The sequence below is a fragment of the Acinetobacter sp. SM34 genome (genome assembly GCF_022012365.1).
Taxonomy (GTDB): Bacteria; Pseudomonadota; Gammaproteobacteria; order Pseudomonadales; family Moraxellaceae; genus Acinetobacter.
This window is the reverse complement of the sequence record NZ_JAKLTP010000029.1, coordinates 1-5,587: the sequence shown is the minus strand read 5'-3', so window position 1 is coordinate 5,587 and position 5,587 is coordinate 1. Positions and strand designations below refer to the sequence as shown.

Here is a 5,587-nt window from a genome sequence, read left to right as displayed (position 1 = left end):
AAGAAGATCATTAAGAGATTATGAAGAACAACTTGTGTGGATTTTTACTGGTTGATTGATCGAAATTATTTTCATTGATTGATGGTAGAAATTACTCGAAGTTTATTTGAGAAATATTTGTCAGAAAATTGATGAGCCAAGATTGGTGCCCTTTAAAGGTACTACTGATTTTAAACTGAAGAGTTTGATCATGGCTCAGATTGAACGCTGGCGGCAGGCTTAACACATGCAAGTCGAGCGGAGTTATGGTGCTTGCACCATAACTTAGCGGCGGACGGGTGAGTAATGCTTAGGAATCTGCCTATTAGTGGGGGACAACATTTCGAAAGGAATGCTAATACCGCATACGCCCTACGGGGGAAAGCAGGGGATCTTCGGACCTTGTGCTAATAGATGAGCCTAAGTCGGATTAGCTAGTTGGTGGGGTAAAGGCCTACCAAGGCGACGATCTGTAGCGGGTCTGAGAGGATGATCCGCCACACTGGGACTGAGACACGGCCCAGACTCCTACGGGAGGCAGCAGTGGGGAATATTGGACAATGGGCGCAAGCCTGATCCAGCCATGCCGCGTGTGTGAAGAAGGCCTTTTGGTTGTAAAGCACTTTAAGCGAGGAGGAGGCTCCTATAGTTAATACCTATAGTGAGTGGACGTTACTCGCAGAATAAGCACCGGCTAACTCTGTGCCAGCAGCCGCGGTAATACAGAGGGTGCAAGCGTTAATCGGATTTACTGGGCGTAAAGCGTGCGTAGGCGGCTTTTTAAGTCGGATGTGAAATCCCTGAGCTTAACTTAGGAATTGCATTCGATACTGGGAAGCTAGAGTATGGGAGAGGATGGTAGAATTCCAGGTGTAGCGGTGAAATGCGTAGAGATCTGGAGGAATACCGATGGCGAAGGCAGCCATCTGGCCTAATACTGACGCTGAGGTACGAAAGCATGGGGAGCAAACAGGATTAGATACCCTGGTAGTCCATGCCGTAAACGATGTCTACTAGCCGTTGGGGCCTTTGAGGCTTTAGTGGCGCAGCTAACGCGATAAGTAGACCGCCTGGGGAGTACGGTCGCAAGACTAAAACTCAAATGAATTGACGGGGGCCCGCACAAGCGGTGGAGCATGTGGTTTAATTCGATGCAACGCGAAGAACCTTACCTGGTCTTGACATAGTAAGAACTTTCCAGAGATGGATTGGTGCCTTCGGGAGCTTACATACAGGTGCTGCATGGCTGTCGTCAGCTCGTGTCGTGAGATGTTGGGTTAAGTCCCGCAACGAGCGCAACCCTTTTCCTTATTTGCCAGCGGGTTAAGCCGGGAACTTTAAGGATACTGCCAGTGACAAACTGGAGGAAGGCGGGGACGACGTCAAGTCATCATGGCCCTTACGACCAGGGCTACACACGTGCTACAATGGTCGGTACAAAGGGTTGCTACCTAGCGATAGGATGCTAATCTCAAAAAGCCGATCGTAGTCCGGATTGGAGTCTGCAACTCGACTCCATGAAGTCGGAATCGCTAGTAATCGCGGATCAGAATGCCGCGGTGAATACGTTCCCGGGCCTTGTACACACCGCCCGTCACACCATGGGAGTTTGTTGCACCAGAAGTAGGTAGTCTAACCGCAAGGAGGACGCTTACCACGGTGTGGCCGATGACTGGGGTGAAGTCGTAACAAGGTAGCCGTAGGGGAACCTGCGGCTGGATCACCTCCTTAACGAAAGATTGACGATTGGTAAGAATCCACAACAAGTTGTTCTTCATGACGATGTATCTGAGGGTCTGTAGCTCAGTTGGTTAGAGCACACGCTTGATAAGCGTGGGGTCACAAGTTCAAGTCTTGTCAGACCCACCACTATCTGACTACAGAAAAAAGATACATTGACTTATTGATAAGCTGGGGACTTAGCTTAGTTGGTAGAGCGCCTGCTTTGCACGCAGGAGGTCAGGAGTTCGACTCTCCTAGTCTCCACCATATATTGAACATCAATATATAAGCTAAGTGATTAGATTATAGAATTTAGTAAATAAGATCATTATTGAATGATTTTAGTTTATTAAGTTCTGTGATTTATCACAGTTTCCTGACCTGACGAAGGCTGGAAAAATCATTAACAGAATATATTTGAGTTGAAATAATTTGTTCATACTCATGACTAACATTAACACTAGCAGTGATTTATTACTGTGATGTGAAGATGAAAGAAATGAGTTACTAGCGAAATTAACTGAATCAAGCGTTTTGGTATATGAATCTAATTGAAGCTGTACAGTGCTTAAGTGCGCAGTGCTCTAAACTGTTATGTTGGTTGATCTACTTGTAGGATCAAACGACTGTTTGGGGTTGTATAGTCAAGTAATTAAGTGCATGTGGTGGATGCCTTGGCAGTCAGAGGCGATGAAAGACGTAATAGCCTGCGATAAGCTCCGGGGAGGCGGCAAATATCCTGTGATCCGGAGATTTCTGAATGGGGAAACCCACTTACCATAAGGTAGGTATCGCAACATGAATACATAGTGTTGCGAGGCGAACGAGGGGAAGTGAAACATCTCAGTACCCTTAGGAAAAGAAATCAATTGAGATTCCCTCAGTAGCGGCGAGCGAACGGGGAAAAGCCCATTAAGTTATCTAAGCTTTAGTGGAACGCTCTGGGAAGTGCGAACGTAGAGGGTGATATTCCCGTACACGAAAGGGCTTAGATAATGATGTCGAGTAGGGCGGGGCACGTGAAACCTTGTCTGAATATGGGGGGACCATCCTCCAAGGCTAAATACTCCTGACTGACCGATAGTGAACCAGTACCGTGAGGGAAAGGCGAAAAGAACCCCTGTGAGGGGAGTGAAATAGATCCTGAAACCGCATGCATACAAGCAGTGGGAGCCGACTTGTTCGGTGACTGCGTACCTTTTGTATAATGGGTCAGCGACTTACATTCAGTAGCAAGGTTAACCGAATAGGGGAGCCGTAGAGAAATCGAGTCTTAATAGGGCGTTTAGTTGCTGGGTGTAGACCCGAAACCGGGTGATCTATCCATGAGCAGGTTGAAGGTTAGGTAACACTGACTGGAGGACCGAACCCACTGTCGTTGAAAAGCCAGGGGATGACTTGTGGATAGGGGTGAAAGGCTAATCAAACTCGGTGATAGCTGGTTCTCCCCGAAAGCTATTTAGGTAGCGCCTCGGACGAATACCATTGGGGGTAGAGCACTGTTTCGGCTAGGGGGTCATCCCGACTTACCAAACCGATGCAAACTCCGAATACCAATGAGTACTATCCGGGAGACAGACTGCGGGTGCTAACGTCCGTAGTCAAGAGGAAAACAATCCAGACCGCCAGCTAAGGCCCCAAAATTATAGTTAAGTGGGAAACGATGTGGGAAGGCATAGACAGCTAGGAGGTTGGCTTAGAAGCAGCCACCCTTTAAAGAAAGCGTAATAGCTCACTAGTCGAGTCGGCCTGCGCGGAAGATGTAACGGGGCTAAAACTATATGCCGAAGCTGCGGATTTGCAATTTATTGCAAGTGGTAGGGGAGCGTTCTGTAAGCCGATGAAGGTGGATTGAGAAGTCTGCTGGAGGTATCAGAAGTGCGAATGCTGACGTGAGTAACGACAATGCGAGTGAAAAACTCGCACGCTGAAAGACCAAGGGTTCCAGTCCAACGTTAATCGGGGCTGGGTGAGTCGACCCCTAAGGCGAGGCCGAGAGGCGTAGTCGATGGGAAATTGGTTAATATTCCAATACTTCTGTGTAATGCGATGAGAGGACGGAGTAAGTTAAGTCAGCCTGGCGTTGGTTGTCCAGGTGGAAGGATGTAGGCATGTATCTTAGGCAAATCCGGGGTACTCTATGCTGAGATCTGATAGCAAGCTGTACTTGTACAGTGAAGTGGCTGATACTATGCTTCCAGGAAAAGTCTCTAAGCTTCAGTTACACAGGAATCGTACCCGAAACCGACACAGGTGGTCAGGTCGAGTAGACCAAAGCGCTTGAGAGAACTCTGCTGAAGGAACTAGGCAAAATGGTACCGTAACTTCGGGAGAAGGTACGCTGCCGGCGGTGATAGGACTTGCTCCTTGAGCTGTTGGCAGCCACAGAAACCAGGCCCCTGCAACTGTTTATTAAAAACATAGCACTCTGCAAACACGAAAGTGGACGTATAGGGTGTGATGCCTGCCCGGTGCTGGAAGGTTAATTGATGGGGTTAGCGTAAGCGAAGCTCTTGATCGAAGCCCCAGTAAACGGCGGCCGTAACTATAACGGTCCTAAGGTAGCGAAATTCCTTGTCGGGTAAGTTCCGACCTGCACGAATGGCATAATGATGGGGGCGCTGTCTCCAGCAGAGACTCAGTGAAATCGAATTCGCCGTGAAGATGCGGTGTACCCGCGGCTAGACGGAAAGACCCCGTGAACCTTTACTGCAGCTTGACATTGAACTTTGATCTTACTTGTGTAGGATAGGTGGGAGGCTTTGAAACCGAGACGCTAGTTTCGGTGGAGCCAATCTTGAAATACCACCCTGGTAATATTGAGGTTCTAACTCTGTCCCGTTATCCGGGACGAGGACCATGTCTGGTGGGTAGTTTGACTGGGGCGGTCTCCTCCTAAAGAGTAACGGAGGAGTACGAAGGTGCGCTCAGCGTGGTCGGAAATCACGCGTAGAGTATAAAGGCAAAAGCGCGCTTAACTGCGAGACCCACAAGTCGAGCAGGTACGAAAGTAGGTCTTAGTGATCCGGTGGTTCTGTATGGAAGGGCCATCGCTCAACGGATAAAAGGTACTCTGGGGATAACAGGCTGATACCGCCCAAGAGTTCATATCGACGGCGGTGTTTGGCACCTCGATGTCGGCTCATCTCATCCTGGGGCTGAAGCAGGTCCCAAGGGTATGGCTGTTCGCCATTTAAAGAGGTACGCGAGCTGGGTTTAGAACGTCGTGAGACAGTTCGGTCCCTATCTACCGTGGGCGTTGGAAATTTGAGAGGATCTGCTCCTAGTACGAGAGGACCAGAGTGGACGAACCTCTGGTGTACCGGTTGTGACGCCAGTCGCATCGCCGGGTAGCTATGTTCGGAAGGGATAACCGCTGAAAGCATCTAAGCGGGAAGCCTACCTCAAGATAAGATTTCCCTAGGACTTTATGTCCTCTAAAGAGCCGTTGAAGACTACGACGTTGATAGGTTGGATGTGGAAGTGCGGTGACGCATGAAGCTGACCAATACTAATTGCTCGTGAGGCTTGACTATACAACACCCAAACAGTTGTTGTATAAAAGCTCAATTGATTCGATATTCAGCAAAACAGCTTGATTCATAAGCTCGTTAGTAAGACAATATTCAACTCAAGTATCTCTGTTAATAACTCATTTGACGAAAGCTAGGCAAAACGAAGCGAAAGCAACGTAAATAAGACCATAGCGAGTAAGCATAAACAGTTGTGCTGGCGACAATAGCAAGAGTGAACCACCTGATCCCTTCCCGAACTCAGAAGTGAAACCTCTTAGCGCTGATGGTAGTGTGGGATTACCCATGTGAGAGTAAGTCATCGCCAGCTCATTATTCTAAACACCCCCAGCCAAAAGGCTGGGGGTGTTTTT

Annotated in this window: 2 tRNA genes and 3 rRNA genes; all 5 read left to right on the top strand. The window is 48.5% G+C overall.

Annotated elements, in window-relative coordinates:
• Window positions 1-172 precede the first annotated feature (172 nt).
• A 16S ribosomal RNA gene (locus tag LZZ98_RS15355) occupies window positions 173-1,710 on the top strand.
• Between the two features lie 61 nt (window positions 1,711-1,771).
• Window positions 1,772-1,848 (top strand) — tRNA-Ile (locus tag LZZ98_RS15350).
• Window positions 1,849-1,892: 44 nt separating this feature from the next.
• Window positions 1,893-1,968, top strand: a tRNA-Ala gene (locus LZZ98_RS15345).
• A gap of 375 nt (window positions 1,969-2,343) precedes the next feature.
• Window positions 2,344-5,237: ribosomal RNA gene (locus tag LZZ98_RS15340) — 23S ribosomal RNA — on the top strand.
• A 192-nt stretch (window positions 5,238-5,429) separates the two neighbouring features.
• Window positions 5,430-5,544, top strand: a 5S ribosomal RNA gene (rrf, locus tag LZZ98_RS15335).
• The 16S, 23S and 5S rRNA genes sit together here with 2 tRNA genes alongside, the layout of an rRNA operon.
• Window positions 5,545-5,587: the final 43 nt, after the last annotated feature.